Source organism: Bacillus sp. J14TS2 (assembly GCF_018333015.1).
In the GTDB taxonomy this organism is placed as follows: Bacteria; Bacillota; Bacilli; order Bacillales; family Bacillaceae_C; genus Lederbergia.
The window spans coordinates 125,567-140,289 of the sequence record NZ_BORE01000001.1 but is presented as its reverse complement, the minus strand read 5'-3'; the positions used below and the strand labels follow the sequence as shown (position 1 = coordinate 140,289).

The 14,723-nt window shown below is 38.4% G+C and carries 11 protein-coding genes; 7 read left to right on the top strand and 4 right to left on the bottom strand.

The window, feature by feature from the left end; translation table 11 throughout:
- Positions 1-178: 178 nt before the first annotated feature.
- The 3 genes from wecB (at position 179) to tagH (ending at position 3,098) form a co-directional block, all read left to right on the top strand.
- Positions 179-1,276 carry a non-hydrolyzing UDP-N-acetylglucosamine 2-epimerase gene (wecB, locus tag KI375_RS00605; RefSeq protein WP_212971629.1) on the top strand — a complete coding sequence of 366 codons (1,098 nt, stop codon included), beginning with the start codon at positions 179-181 and terminating at the stop codon, positions 1,274-1,276.
- Between the two features lie 182 nt (positions 1,277-1,458).
- Positions 1,459-2,277 carry an ABC transporter permease gene (locus KI375_RS00600; RefSeq protein WP_212971628.1) on the top strand — a complete coding sequence of 273 codons (819 nt, stop codon included), beginning with the start codon at positions 1,459-1,461 and terminating at the stop codon, positions 2,275-2,277.
- Positions 2,278-2,291: 14 nt separating this feature from the next.
- On the top strand, positions 2,292-3,098 hold the full coding sequence (gene tagH / locus KI375_RS00595) for a teichoic acids export ABC transporter ATP-binding subunit TagH (protein WP_212971627.1): 807 nt from the start codon (positions 2,292-2,294) through the stop codon (positions 3,096-3,098).
- Between the two features lie 94 nt (positions 3,099-3,192).
- On the opposite strand, the gene KI375_RS00590 is transcribed toward tagH, so the two are convergent.
- Entirely contained in the window at positions 3,193-5,889 is a 2,697-nt protein-coding gene (locus KI375_RS00590) for a CDP-glycerol glycerophosphotransferase family protein (RefSeq protein WP_212971626.1), read from the bottom strand.
- A gap of 570 nt (positions 5,890-6,459) precedes the next feature.
- On the opposite strand from KI375_RS00590, the gene KI375_RS00585 reads away from it, so the two are divergent.
- The 4 genes from KI375_RS00585 (at position 6,460) to KI375_RS00570 (ending at position 11,834) form a co-directional block, all read left to right on the top strand.
- Positions 6,460-6,885 (top strand): CDP-glycerol glycerophosphotransferase family protein, encoded by a 426-nt coding sequence (locus tag KI375_RS00585; RefSeq protein WP_212971625.1) that lies wholly within the window; start codon positions 6,460-6,462, stop codon positions 6,883-6,885.
- A gap of 536 nt (positions 6,886-7,421) precedes the next feature.
- A complete protein-coding gene (locus KI375_RS00580; RefSeq protein WP_244852129.1) occupies positions 7,422-11,150 on the top strand; it encodes a CDP-glycerol glycerophosphotransferase family protein in 3,729 nt (1,242 codons plus the stop codon).
- Between the two features lie 59 nt (positions 11,151-11,209).
- A complete protein-coding gene (locus tag KI375_RS00575) occupies positions 11,210-11,404 on the top strand; it encodes a hypothetical protein (protein ID WP_212971624.1) in 195 nt (64 codons plus the stop codon).
- A gap of 226 nt (positions 11,405-11,630) precedes the next feature.
- Complete coding sequence (locus KI375_RS00570) at positions 11,631-11,834, top strand: hypothetical protein (RefSeq protein ID WP_212971623.1); 204 nt, start codon at positions 11,631-11,633, stop codon at positions 11,832-11,834.
- Positions 11,835-11,911: 77 nt separating this feature from the next.
- Here KI375_RS00570 and KI375_RS00565 read toward each other — a convergent pair whose 3' ends face one another.
- Genes KI375_RS00565 through KI375_RS00555 form a run of 3 tightly spaced genes read right to left on the bottom strand, consistent with a single transcriptional unit; the run spans position 11,912 to position 14,428 of the window.
- Positions 11,912-12,211, bottom strand: a complete 300-nt coding sequence (locus KI375_RS00565; RefSeq protein WP_212971622.1) for a hypothetical protein — start codon at positions 12,209-12,211, stop codon at positions 11,912-11,914.
- A 13-nt stretch (positions 12,212-12,224) separates the two neighbouring features.
- On the bottom strand, positions 12,225-13,646 hold the full coding sequence (locus tag KI375_RS00560; protein ID WP_212971982.1) for a radical SAM protein: 1,422 nt from the start codon (positions 13,644-13,646) through the stop codon (positions 12,225-12,227).
- 2 nt (positions 13,647-13,648) lie between these two features.
- Entirely contained in the window at positions 13,649-14,428 is a 780-nt protein-coding gene (locus KI375_RS00555) for a prolipoprotein diacylglyceryl transferase (RefSeq protein WP_212971621.1), read from the bottom strand.
- Positions 14,429-14,723 lie beyond the last annotated feature (295 nt).

The following is a 14,723-nucleotide window of genomic DNA, read 5'->3' as shown; positions in this document are numbered from 1 at the left end:
CTTCGATTAATATAATGATCCTAAAAAGAAAAGAGAAAACACTAATTATTTTACAATCAGATTTTAATTTATAAATTAAGAAATAATAATACCTAGCTATTGTCAATAGTAAAAAGTATTGTGTTCGTCTAGTTTTATCTTTAAGGATTAAATTCAATTTGAAGGATTGTGAAACCTCATGAAAAAAGTAATGGTAGTTTTTGGAACAAGACCTGAAGCGATAAAAATGTGTCCTTTGGTCAAGGAGCTAAACACACGAAAAACATTAGAAACGGTTGTCTGTGTGACGGGGCAGCATAGAGAAATGTTAGATCAAGTTTTGGGAGCTTTTCATGTTACACCTGATTATGATCTTTCTATTATGAAATCTAAGCAAACTTTATTTGATGTGACTATTAATATTTTGGATAAAGTGAGGAATGTGTTAGAAGAAGTAAAACCAGATGTCGTATTAGTTCATGGTGATACTTCCACAACATTTGTTACGGCGTTAGCGTGCTTCTATCTGCAAATTCCAGTAGGCCATGTGGAAGCGGGGCTGAGAACATATAATATTTACTCTCCATATCCGGAGGAATTCAACCGCCAAGCTGTTGGGATTGTAGCAAAGTATAATTTTACCCCAACCGAAATGTCTAAAGAGAACTTAATGAAAGAAGGCAAGGATCCTGCATCGATTTATATTACAGGAAATACAGCTATTGATGCATTAAAGACCACTGTACATGAAGAGTATTCACACGAGCAATTAGATTGGGTAGGGGATAGTAAGCTCATTATGATCACAGCCCATAGGCGTGAAAACTTGGGCGAACCAATGAAAAACATGTTTAGGGCTATTAAGAGGATTATTGATGAGCATCCTGATATCAAAGCAATTTATCCGATCCATATGAATCCAGTTGTAAGAGAAGCAGCAAATGAAATTTTAGGAAACTGTGATCGGATTCGGATTATTGAACCATTGGAAGTCATTGATTTTCATAATTTCCTCTCAAGATCTTATATGATCCTCACAGATAGTGGGGGCATTCAAGAAGAAGCACCAAGCTTAGGGAAACCCGTATTGGTAATGCGGGATACGACGGAAAGACCTGAAGGAATAGCTGCTGGAACATTGAAGCTAGTGGGTACTAGAGAGGAAGTTATCTACCAAACCTTTAAGCTTTTGTTAGAAGACCAAGCTGAGTATGAAAAGATGAGTCAGGCAAGTAATCCATATGGGGATGGGTTAGCAAGTAAACGAATTGCGGATGTGTTGGAAGGACAATCCTAGGAATTATAATTTTTTATTTTTGATTCAAGAAAAACTGTAATTATTTGAGTTGACCTCCGCCTGAATTTTCAGTTAGAGCTGTTACTCTATCTCTAGCTTTTCTAATCTATTGTTATTTAAACTCCTTCCCTGTATAATTTATGAAGTATGTACATCGATTATGGAACCTGAAAGGAAATTGTATGAAAGCTGCAATAACAGTTATTAAAGAGCAAGTTAATCACTTTTATCTTATTCGAAGATTGTCATTATATGAACTGAAAAGTACAAATAAAAGTAATTATTTAGGAATGGTATGGGAATTTCTAAATCCATTAATACAGGTGTTGATTTATTGGTTTGTGTTTGGAAGTATTAGGCAGAGGGCTGATATTGAAATTGCACCAGGTTTAGAAGTTCCGTTTTCTTATTGGTTATTCGGTGGATTCGTTCTATGGACATTTTTTTATCAATCGACCATTCAAGGCTCTAAGTCGATTTATACAAGGTTACGAATGCTATCGAAAATGAATTTTCCAATGAGTGTTATTCCTAATATAGCCTTGTTTTCTCAGTTTTATATTCATTTAGTTATGTTAGGAATCGTCGTTATTATATTTCAATTTGCTGGCTTTTTCCTTAGTATCTATTTTTTACAGATATTTTATTTTATCTTTGCGGCATTCTGCCTAATGTTTTCTATATCTCTAATTACCTCAACATTGTCAACGATTATTAGGGATGTTCATATGTTTTTAAATGCTACTTTAAGAATGGTACTTTATTTATCACCAATACTCTGGCAGGTATCAACGTTAGACGAACCCCTACCAACTCTTATGAAGCTTAATCCCCTCTACTATCTAATTGAGGGTTATCGATCTGCTTTATTTGGACTCGATTGGTATTTCATCGAACATTGGCAGTATAGCCTCTACTTTTGGGGGCTGGTGATTGTGCTGTTTTTATTTGGGGCAGTGATCCATGTTAAATTTAGAAGGCATTTTATAGATTACTTATAATGGTTGTGACAAAAATGGAGAAAGCAATTAGCGTAAATCATATTACGAAAAAATATAAACTATACAGCAATACGAAAGAACGAATTTTAGACCTTCTTACTCCAAAAGACTATGGGGAAGATTTCTACGCGTTGACGGATGTTAGCTTTGAGGCGGAAAAAGGAGATATCATTGGGTTTATTGGAATTAATGGCTCTGGCAAGTCGACATTATCCAACATTATTTCTGGGATCGTGCCAGAGACATCGGGAACAGTTGCAGTCAATGGTCAAGCATCTCTTATTGCCGTTTCTGCCGGCTTAAAAGCAGATTTGTCGGGAAGAGATAATATTGAATTAAAGCTCCTTATGCTTGGATTCAATAAAGAACAAATCAAAAAGCTGGAACCAGAAATCATTGAATTCTCGGAACTAGGCAAATTTATTGATCAACCAGTAAAGTCGTATTCCAGTGGTATGAAATCACGGCTTGGCTTTGCTATTTCGGTAAGTGTTGATCCTGATATTCTTATTATTGATGAAGCTCTCTCCGTAGGGGATAAGGCTTTCGCTGAGAAAAGTCTTGAAAAAATGAAAGAGTTTAAGCAACAGGGCAAAACAATGATATTTGTCAGTCACTCAATTGGACAAATGAAGGAGTTTTGCGAAAAAATTCTTTGGTTAGAATTTGGCATGGTCAAGGAATTTGGTTCTGTGGAGGAGGTTATCCCTGAATATGAAAAATTTCTGAAAGAATATAAGAAGCTGCCTAAAAAAGAAAAAGATCAGTATAGAGAAGACGCGTTAAAGAAACAGACAGAGATGTTGCGACTTTCATACTAGCTAAAAAACCGTGAAATATAAAACTTCACGGTTTTTTGGTGTACTTCTGAATGAGTTATAACTTGAGCAAAAGTCCATTGCATAATACAAATTTCTAATCCACTGTACTTGTCAACGGAATACTCTCTTGTAAAGCGTTCCAGTAATTAGAATTATTTTCATAATTAACAACTTCATCAAACTGGGTATCACCAAATAATCGTCTAGCTTCACGTTTAAATGCCTGTTTATAGGATAATTCCATTCTTTTATTAAGGAACTTTTCTTCAGAATGAAAATAATTAATTGCTATAGTTTCTTCAAGTGTTGTTGGCATGTTCTTGTCATGTGCTGTTAGATTAATATCTAAGCTTAATTTCGCAAGTGCTCTAAACTTGTCCTTATCCTTTGACAATTCTTTTTTTAACATTAGCGTCACAATATTGCCATCTTTCTTAAGGTGATTAAGTTTATCGATGAAACCGGGAATTCCTGATTGATCACTTAACACTCCACCTAGGAAAAGATAGGATTTATTGGATTTTAAACGATCGACAAAATCTATATCTTGATTATCGCTATAAAAAAACCATTTTACAATTCTCTCGGTAGATCTTCCGTCATCATAGGGGCAAAATCTGTCTTTTACCTTCATGTAATGTGAACTAGGTTTGTCATTCCGAAGTTTGTCCGCAACTGCAGCAATTAATTGTTTGCTCGTTTTTGCCACACTTCCGGGTAATTCATCTTCGCTTAGATTTAAACCTCGTTCTTTGGCATAGTCATCCACATCATAGAGATAATGAATGATTGGTCGTTCTGTAACCAAAAAGTCAAAGAATACACTTGAGTAGTCACTAATAACGATATCGGCTATACCTAGCAATTCGTTAGTTAGAATATCAGGTGACGGAACGATAATATTTTTTGGAAGTTTCACATCCTTTAACAGACGATTTGATATCGTATGCCCACGGAATACAACATTTGCATCGAGTTCTGCTAACATTTTTAAGTCTTCAATCAGTTTGTTTGAATCAAATTTATTGTCGGATTTCGTACTTCCACGCCAGGTTGGCACATAAAGAACCAGTTTTTTTGATGGATTAATCCCTAGCTTGGATGCTATTCGCTGCTTGGCATCGTCTGTTATATTAAGTGTAACGTCTATACGTGGATAGCCAATCTTCGCAATTTGTCCTGAATTAATATCTTTTATTGAATAACTTTTTGGCTGTTTTTCGGCCATAAATTCGTTAGGCACGATAATGTGAGTGGCTTGTAGCAAGTTGCGCGTACTTCCTGCAACCCCGACTGGCGTAGCGGCGCTGTCACGACCAACTGTTTTGTAAAATATTCCATGACTTGTCTGGAGATAAAGTTGATCAGGCTTACGAACAACGTAAGGCTCAAATGTTGAGTTGCATATCAGATATTTAGCACTAGCTATGTATTTGAAATAAGCATCGGATCCCTTTTTGACGAATATTACATTGTTCATGGATCTGAATTCATTGGGGATGATACCAAATGAGTTCACTACCCAGACATGGGTGTAGTCTTTGAAATTAATATCGTTGACTATATACTCAAAAATAGCAAAAGGGCTATCCATCATTCGAGCACCACCTAGACTTTCATAAAAGACCATCTTATCATTTATAGAATAATGCTCATAACTTATAGCATAGCGAACGTTGGTTTTAGCGATATTCTTTTTATACAAACTTTGGTCAATGTGGCTGGGTTTATCAAAAAGTTCGGCTTCTTGATATGCAGCTAAGGATTCCTTAGTTCGTCCAAGTTGAGCCAGAACATAGCCTAATCGTCTATAGTTTCCGGGGCGATGTTTTTCTTGTCGGGCAATTGCGCTTTCGTACCATTTAGCCGCATTTTGATAATCTTTTAATTGTTCATAACAGTTAGCCAGTGCAAAGTTCCATGGTGATCGAACTTTGTCTAATTCTAAAGCCTTTTCGTAATATCTTAGGGCATCCTCAGGTGCATATAATTTTTTGTCTAGTAATGAAGCTAATTTAAACTGAAGTTCAGCATCTTTATTGTTTAGTTGCAATTGATTTTTATAGGCCTCTACAGCATAGTCCCATTGCTTGTAATGTTCATGAAAAACACCAATGCCAAAACGTTGACCATTTAATTCTTGATCTAGTTCAATAGCCTTGTTAAAGGACTGAAAAGCTTTTTCAGGATGATTATTCTTAAGTTGCATTAGACCAAGCCAGTAATAGGAGTTGGCAAGTGTTTGTCCAACATGTTTATGATCAAGATTGTTCACAGCTTGTCGATATTTCACTTCGGCAAGCTGATAATCTTTCAGTTTGCGATAACATTCAGCCAATTGATAACTTGCCCCTGAATCTTCTGGATGTAACTTGAGGTAGGATTCAAGGCTATTTGTTGCATCTTTCCATTGGCGGAGTTTAATATATTCGTTTGCCAACTTAAGCCAAGCTTGGGCATTTGTTGGTTTATTCGATACATACTCATTTAGGCATGACACTACTTTGGCTGATTCACCTAAATGGATTAAACAGTCGGCTTTATACACATAATATTCATCGGGAGGCTGATTTCCAGCTAGTTGCATGGCGGTATTAATATGGTCTAGTGCTTGCTTCCACTTCTTTTGACGATAACCTAGCTTTGATAAACGATAATAATAGTCTGTTTTATTCTTATACAAAGGTTTCAATTTTAGTAAGTTTCGATACATCCCTTGTACATTGTCACGCCTTGTATAGATCTTTAAAGCTACATAACGGGTCAACAAATTATCTATTTTACTTTTCATAAAAAATTCACCTCTAACAATAACAAGTTTCCTTGTTTAATATTTTTATTTGTCAAACTAGCCATACGACATGGTTTCAACAAAATTCTTACCAGAAATAAAACTCTATTTGATTCCAATATGAGCCGCATATTGTTCTAAACTCAAGTGAATCCTGATAATTGGTTCACAGTCTCATGTGGTGAGGATTTCTGGATATATTTGTTTGTTGGACAGAGAATCTAAAAAATACTTGATAGATATTGGTTGTTCGTTTTGTAAGCGCTATTATTTTTTTGGTGATAATCTATATGCTTATTATAACCATATCACTATCAAAAGGAAAGGCCACATCCATTTAACCTCTGATTTCACATAATAATATTAGACGTTTGACTTAGTCAAAATAGTTCAGATTAAATGAAGCAATTATTGATGATTGATAGAAAGAATCTAGACCACGTCCTAAGAGATTTTTTACTCTGAAGGAAGTTTCTTTGGTAGCAGGGGAAAGAATATGCTAGTTTGTTGGTTCATTTAAACCAACTTTAGACTGAGGAGCAATACAGCTCTTTTTGTTATCAGGTGGTATTGGATAGTTTAGGGGAGACACATGCTTTACTGGTTCATCTTCATCCTTATATGCGCGGCAAGTTTGTATTAGAAGGAGAAGGCTTCGCCTATCAAGTAAAAGATGCGTTTTCCATTCAGGAACTTCTCGCCTTATCCGATTTACTTATTACGGACTACTCGACCGTTTTCTTTGACTATAGCTTACTTGGGCGCCCGATGATTTTTTATCCTTATGATTTGGAGGAGTACATCCGCAGTCGTGATTTTTATTATTCTTATGAAGATATGATCCCAGGTCCAATGGCGGCAGACACTGAAACGTTAATTCAGCTTATTCAGAATCAAGGTGGGGCAGAAGATGACATCGCTCAATTCCGCAATCATTTCTTCGATCATCAAGACGGCCACTCAGCAAAGCGAATTGCTCAACATATATTTGGATGAAAAAGCCTTGGAAAGGGCTTTTTTTATTTCTAACTCATAATTCTATTAGGAAACCATTTTGTGCGTGAAGAAACCCATAATTTGTCTGGGAAGCACATAATACGCATCTGAACCCCCTTATAGCATATAAGAAACCCATAACAAGCTCAGGAGACCCATTCCAAGTGAGAAGATCCCCATAACTTGTACACTAACCCCATTCCATTATTAAAGTAACCCATAGCCTGCATAGAAACCTTATTTCCCCAGTGAAGTGAGGAAGTTCTGCGGATATATAAAATATAAATTGAATATTTCAACGTTCAAAAGGGACTTGGCTCGATGTGTCATCTTAATCAAACGTTTGATTAAGATGAGAACGGAGTTTTTTCTATGCTAGATGGGTTTGTGAAATATAGGGATGACCTAATATGTATGGTTTCCTTATGAAGACCAAATGAAGGTCAAGATTTTATCATTTGTTCTTGATCTCTATTATCTATTGCTACATTTCTTTTTTTAGATTCACCTCCGAAGTATTTCCTGAGAAGAGCATCATGAATTTAGGGACGAATGTTCTTATTCGACAAAGAACAGGGGGTGTCAGACACCATTATATTTATTGCGGAATTGGGGCATACTGTGATCGGGAATATTTTGCAAATATTGCCCGGGAAATGGAAAGTTTCCCAAGTTTCGACGATTGGTGGTGGCTAGAAATTTTAAATAAAAAGGTTTTGAAGCGAAAAGTCAATTATTTGTTGAATCCGCTGACGAATTATCTGCTAAAAGCAGGGCATCGGCGGGTGAATCAGTATGCGTATTTTTATGATAAATTGTCGATTAAGGAAGATACTATCTTATATGAGTGCCGTGATGGAAAAAGCATGACAGATAGTCCATATGCAATGTTTTGCTATATGTTGGAGCATCCTGATTTCGAGAACTATATTCATATATGGTCGATTGAAAATGAAGAAGCACTCGAGCCTATAATGGCAAACTATAAAAATAACCCAAATGTGAAATTTGTTAAGCGCCATTCGCGTGCCTATTTACAAGCATTAGCATCATGCGCTTATTTGGTGAATAATTCTACCTTTCCTTCTTATTATCTCGCAAAAAAGGGGCAGGTTTATGTAAATACATGGCACGGAACCCCTTTGAAGTACATGGGCTATGATGTTCCAGGTGATCCTTCACAATCGCAAAATGTTGTGCGAAATTTCTTAAGCGCAGATTATATCCTAAGCCCAAATCCTCATACAACTAAAATTTTCCTAGATGCGTTTAAATTAGCTGGCTTATATCCAGGCGAGATCATTGAAGAGGGGTATCCGAGAATGGACTCGACATTGAATGGGAATGCGCAGACGATGCGTGCTCATTTACAAAAAGTCGGATTGTCACTCGAGAACGAGAAACGGATCGCACTATATGCGCCTACCTGGAAAGGGAGTGATGTGGTCAATGTAAATGATGATGTGCAACAGATTCATGCCGATATTCAAACATTGGAGAAGAGATTTGGTGATCGATACAATTTTTTAATCAAGGTTCATCCTTTTCTATATAAAGAAGCGACAAAATATTCGGAAATACAGAGCCACTTGGTCCCTGATTATCTCGATACGAATGAATTGCTTGCGACTGTGGATGTATTAATCACCGATTATTCAAGTATTTTCTTTGATTATCTTGCAACCAATAAGCCGATTCTTTTTTACACCTGGGATTTTGATTTGTACAGTGAGGAGCGTGGACAATATTTGCATCAGGACGAACTGCCAGGACCATTGCTTTTTAATATAAGGGAACTGTCAGAAGCACTTGAGGATATTGAGAGCATTCAAGCTTCCTATCAAGATAAGTATGAAAAAGCAAAACAGCGGTTTACAAGTCATGATGATGGGCAAGTGACAGAGCGGATCATCGCGTATATTTTTCAAAATAAGGGGGCGGTGAATACGATCAGCGACCCTCATATAAAGAAGGAAAAAATCCTTATTTATCCAGGTGGCATGCGTAATAACGGTATTACCTCATCCTTCTTGAATTTGATGAACAACATCGATTATGAGCGTTTTGATGTGACCTGCTTTACAGCAGCACCTCAGTCAGATGAGGCATTAAACAATATTAAAAAAATTCATCCGAATGTGCGCATGCTTTTTAAACCAGGTTTCCCTGTATACACCTTCTTTGAAGTGTATCAGGATAAGCTTGTACATAATCGAGGGAAAAGAGGTTTTTTAGCCAGCAGCTTATTCCCGGAACAAGCCTTTGCTAGGGAGCATCGACGGTTATTTGGCCAAACGAAATTTGATTATGTAATTGATTTCAGTGGATACAGTCTATATTGGGCAAAATATTTGTTGGCTGCAGAGGCTAAACAGAAGATTTGCTTTATGCACAGTGACTTATGGGCAGACAGTGAAAAGGTCGTGAATGGAAAAAGACCGCACCGAATTAATTTACGCGGGTTATTTTCGGTCTATGACCAATTTGATAAAATTGTCGGTGTTTCAAAAGTAAATATGGAAGTGAATCGAAAAAACTTACTTAAATATGCGGACGATGAAAAGTTTGGATATGTTATGAATTCGCTTCATGCTGAAAGGATCCTAGGGGATGATTTTGTGGATGAAGGAGAAGAAGAGACAGTAGAGAATTTTAAAGCACGAGCGATCTTAAAAAAAGGGAGAGAAGTTTGGAACATCCAGCCTTTCCATAAAGAAGCCAAGTCATTCTCTCTGGGTGAAGACAAAGAAGTTTCCATATCTAGAAAAGCAATAGATGATATGCATATATATTATAAGTGTCACGATCAACACCAAGTCATTGGTTGGGTAAAAGCCGATTCGATTGAATTTATGACAGATACCATTTTACAGGAAAAAGAGGTCAATAAAATTGGCAAAGTGACCAAGACAAAAGGGAATCAAATTTGGACGAAACCCTACCAAGTGTCTGGATGTGAGCGAGTGTCAGGTAGTGCTGATTATCAAGGATTACTTGTTGAGATTGATCAAGAGGCGAAAACGCAACACGGAACCTATTGCAGAATTGCTGTGAATGGGATCAAGATCGGTTGGATTGATCAAAAAGCATTACATGTATTCACATCCTGTAGTCTGACAGATGGCCATACTGCGATTGAAAAAGCACAAATTACTGCGAAAAGAAGGTTATTAAAGGTAAAAAATGAACAGCAAAATCGAGAAATCGTACGAAATCTACAAAATCGTGCCTTAAAAGAAGCGAAAATTGTCAAACCTGTTTTTGCTTATATTGCCAAACCGGGAGAGCATCTAATTTGGACTCACGCCTATCCGCATTGGAAAGCAGAAGCGATGGGACCTGCGAAATGGTTGGAAGGGGAAGTAGTTACCATTCGCGCTATGATTGAAACAAGGGCAGGCCGTTTTTACTTATTTTACAAAGATGAGAAAAAAGTGGGCTGGTTGGATGGCCGCGCCTTTGAAAAAATCACTCGTCCTACATTGATTCGAAAGCGGGAAGTATCTCAGGTAGCGGAATTGAGGTTGGATGGGAACCGAGCTATTTGGTCCAAACCATATGGGCTAGAAGGAGCTGAAAAGGTTGCCGATTCTCAAGCATACAATGGAAAAACGGTCAAAGTGGATCGTGAAGCCATTACGCAAAAAGGGAGATCTGCCCATATCTTGATAGATGATCGTGAACTAGGCTGGGTGAATCGCAAGGCTTTAAAGGTAAAAACAGAATTTGGTTTTGTAGTGGACGGCCGCTATATACCTGAACCAGATACGGAAAAAATCAATTTTGTCCATATGGGCCGATTATCCCCGGAAAAAGGGCAAGATCAACTGATCCAAGCTTTCGTTCAATTTCATAAGCAAACTCCTAAAAGTACGTTATACATCATGGGGGAGGGAGCTTTAAAAAAGGATTTGCAAAAACTGATAGACGAACTGGGCGTTGGGAATGCTGTCTACCTATTAGGGCAAGTGGAAAACCCCTTTACCTTAATGAAAAAATGCGATGCCTTTATCTTATCCTCCCATTATGAAGGGCAGCCCATGGTGCTACTGGAAGCGATGACCCTAGGAATGACCATTATCGCAACCGATATCGTCGCTAACCGCAACGTGCTCGCCAATGGAAAATATGGCCTCCTTGTTGAAAATAGTGTCAAAGGATTAGAAAAGGGCATGCACCAGGTAACAGACTTCCAACCAGCCCCCTTCGACTACCAATACTATAACGAAATGGCCATGGAAACCTTTTATAAAGGATTAAAATAGCAACCGGCCTGGGCCGGTTGATTTGCTTATATAAATGTGGCTTGGGAGGGGAGAGGGGGATGGGGTTCCTTGTGTGGAAATGGGTTTCTTCTGGAGTAAATGATGGGCCAATTGTCTTAGAAATGGGCTTTTTATTCGAAGAATCTGAGAAGAAATGGGTTTCTTCGTGTAAAAATGGGCTTGCTGTCTTTAGAATGTGTATCTCCCAGGAAAAATGGGTTTCTTGTCCAGAGAATGGGTTTCTCCCAAGGTAAATGGGCTTTTCGAGTGGAGATTGGGTTTCCCGTCTCAAGAATGGATATGTCCGTACCCGATGATCCATTTGTTCAGAAATGGATTCCTTGTCCAGAGAATGAGTTTCTCCATGCATGAATGGGCTTCCTGACTCCAGAATGGGTTTCTCCGTTCCCAATGGGCCATTTGTCCCCAAAATGGGTTTCTTATCCGAAGAATGGGCCTCACTGAGGAGAAATGGGTTTCTTGCCCAGAGAATGGGTTTCTCCCAAGGTAAATGGGCTTCTTCGAGTGGAGAATGGGTTTCCGGTCTCAAGAATGGATATGTCCGTACCCGATGATCCATTTGTTCAGAAATGGGTTCCTGGTCCAGAGAATGAGTTTCTCCCAAGAAAAATGGGTTTCTTTGAACATGAATGGGTTTCTTATCCGAAGAATGGGCCTCACTAAGGATAAATGGGTTTCTCCCTCCCAAATTCCCAATAAAGAAAGGAAGCACATCCCAATGTACTCCCTTTTTCTTCCTATTATAAATTGGATAAAGGGACAAAAATCACCCCATAGCAACCGGCATTCAGTAGAAAGGTAATGCCGGCAGCGATGATGATTCCCTTGGCAAAGCCAGGTAGATTTTTCACATTTCCGTAGATGATAAGCGGGATGACGTAAATAAGTTGGGCCACGCCGATAAACATCAAGAAGAACAGAAAGAATTCGGGCAAGAAATTCATAGAGTTAAAGACAATAGTGAACAAAACCAGATTGATCACTGTAAGGATAAGAAAGCCTATTCCTCCATAGGTTTTCTCCTTTTCTTCATCAGGCATACACTCGTCCTCCCTAAACTTCTGAAATCGGGCTTTCCGGTACAATTTCTGCTTGCAATTCTTTTAAAATTTCTTCCTGTTCATCTCTATAAAAAAGGTTAAAGGTATCAAAAGGAATTAAGCGACCATCTTGATGGACAATATGAACGCATGATTTTTTAACCGAACGAACATCAAAATTATATGGATCCAAGAACTGCATGATAATTACACGAAATACATTGTCGTATTGAATATTTTCCGGTACTTCGACCTGTGGCAAACAACATAATAAATTTTTCAAAGACATGCTGGAGGACTCAGGTGAGTGACTTGTCGAAAAAAGAGAAAAGATATGGTCTCTTACTGTTTCATCTTGTTCGTATACGATCGTGTTTCGAGAGCCTTGCAATAATACTTCGGGATCGATTAATCCCGTAAGCGGGAGTGCTTGGCCATTGATTTTCAAGGCATAGCCCATCGCTAGACAATCTGGATGGCAGGGAACTGGTATCATATCCTCTTCTTGAAAAAGTTCGGATTGATCAATGATTCCTTGACGTACCTCAGACAAGGTTAGGCGATCGACGGCAGGATCAAAATCTTCAAGTCGACCTGCTGCTTGAATCGGTTGAAAAGTAACGCCCCGCACCGCTTTTTGCTGCAATCCATATTGAATAATTTTGCCGATTTCTTGGTCATTTAATCCTTTTTTCAGCGTAACCACCAAAGTGGTAGAAATATTGAATTCATTTAAATGCGCCAATGCTTTTTCGCGAATTTTTCGTAAATCTGCTCCTCGGAGCTCCATTAAAGTTTCCCTTTCAAAGCTATCAAACTGCAAATACAGTTCAAATCCCGGCATGTACGTGGCGAGCTTTTTTACAAATTCCCGATCACGCGCAATCCGGAGTCCATTTGTATTGACCATTAAATGTTTAATCGGTCTCGTTTTTGCGGCATCGAGAATCGCAAAAAAGTCAGGATGAATCGTCGGTTCTCCGCCTGAAATTTGTACGATATCAGGTTCAATTTCATTACGCACCACAGCATCAAGCATATCTTCAATTTGCTCCAGACTACGAAACGTTTTACGTTGGGGCGAGGAGGCGGCATAGCAAATCGGGCATTCTAAATTACAAGATTCCGTAATCTCTACAATCGCCAAACAACTATGCTGCTCATGATCAGGACAGAGTCCGCAATCATAAGGACATCCATATTTAATTGGTGTATTGAAATGCCTTGGCATCTCGGCAGGCTTCAAATAATTCCGACACATTCTATAATATTCCGCATCAGATGAGATTAACACTTTCTCCGTTCCGTGATGGGCACAACGCTTAATCATATACATTTTTCCGTTTTGCTCAACTATTTTCCCTTCCACTTTTCGGTAGCAGGTAGAGCAAATACTATTTGTTAATTCATAAAAAATATACGGTCTCACTGGCATACTCAAGCACTCTCCTCTTTAAAATTTCTTCTTTTACGTAAAAGACCTAACAAACGCGGAATATCCTTTGCGTAATACAGAATCCCTAGTAAACAGGCAATTTGAATGCTTCCCAATCCCAGATATTCTCGCGGATAAGGCTTGATAAAATCAACCACAAATCGAAAAAACAAATAGCTGACCATAAAAAATTTGAATAGATCCCCTTCTTGATGCGGTAATTTATTTTTAAAAAATAAGATGATCCCTAAGCTTACAAGATATAATAATTCATAAAGTTGGGTAGGATGACGCAAAATGCCATCTCCGAAATCTATTCCCCATGGTAGGGCAGTCGCAATGCCGTATGTATTATCCTCAATTCCCGTTAAAAAGCAGCCAATTCTGCCAATCGCCATCCCTGTAATCAAGGGGAGGGTTAAATCATCCCCAGTCGACGCCGTATGGCCTACCAATTTTTTCGCGAGCTCTACTCCGATCAATCCGCCTAATAACCCGCCAACAATACTTTTCCCTTCCATCCAAAAACCAGGATCTGCAAGAGGCTGTTGAAGGTGGCTCCATAAAACGTCCCAATCATAAAACCAAGCCAACATCTTAGACCCGAGCGCAGCCCCTACAATCGCACCTGCAAGCACAGACAAGGAAACAGAAGGAGATAAGCGTTCCGAACGCCGTGAGAAAAGATAGAAGCGAAATCCAAGAAAATAACCCAAAGCTTCAAAAACCAAATGAGAATGCAGTGTAAACAACCCCAAATTGATACAAACAGGAAACTCCATCACCTCTCCTCCTTCTGCTAGATAATTCCAGTTTAACTAAAAAGTCCATTGATCGCACTAGCTTTAGAGCAATTTAGGACAAAAGATAGGAAGATTATCAAAGGTTCATCAGGGAATGGGTTCCTTGAAGGGAGAAATGGGTTTCCTCATCCCAGAATGAGGCTCTCAAGGGGAAAATGGGTTTCTCTGTTCCGTAATGGGCCTCACAAAGGAAAAATGGGCTTCTTTGCCTGAAAATTGGTTTTTCAAAAGGAGAATGGGTTTCTTTGTTCAGAAATGGGTTTTTCAAAAGGAG